Below are 552 nucleotides of genomic sequence, written 5' to 3'. Positions count from 1 at the left end.
GGACCGTGAAACAACTTTGCGCCGATGATAGTGCTGCAACCAGTGTGAAAGTAGGTTATCGTCAGGCTTGTTATTTGCAGTAGAGAAAAACCCCGCCGGATTCCGGTGGGGTTTTTTTTCGTCTGGAGATTTATTTTCCAGAAATTATTGGTAATTCAGCCCTCAACCGGCATTAACTTCCTTATTGATGCTCCTGGAGCGGCCTGGCCGGCGCTGAGCTGGTGCGGCTGCCTGCGCATCTTCAGCGGGCACCAGGGCGTTCCGCATGGCATTACCTGGTTAATTTGATGGTGATATGGCATCGAGTAATTAAATTTCACACTTTCTTAGAATAAACCTTGCTGCCTGCGTACAGCTTTGCTATAGTTCGCCTCCCCAATGAGACGCAGCAGTTTGCGAAACAACGGGATCACTGGAAACGGTGAGGGTAGTAAAAAGAAGGTTGACGGATTTAGCGAAATGCTTCATACTCTTTCTTCTTCGCAGCTGACAAACACAACGCTTTGTCGATAGCGCGAAAGCAGTAACCGAATACAGTTCTTTAACAATTAA

1 protein-coding gene is annotated in these 552 nt (G+C 47.3%); it reads right to left on the bottom strand.

Annotated features, from left to right (window positions below; genetic code table 11):
• Nucleotides 1-360 precede the first annotated feature (360 nt).
• On the bottom strand, nt 361-552 hold a 192-nt coding region (locus AC1RJW_RS29770), incomplete at its 5' end, for a hypothetical protein (protein ID WP_493048123.1).

Source organism: Janthinobacterium sp. GW822-FHT07A03, assembly GCF_058798815.1.
Note: the sequence above shows the minus strand (reverse complement) of the source record. Positions and strands in the feature narration are given on the sequence as shown.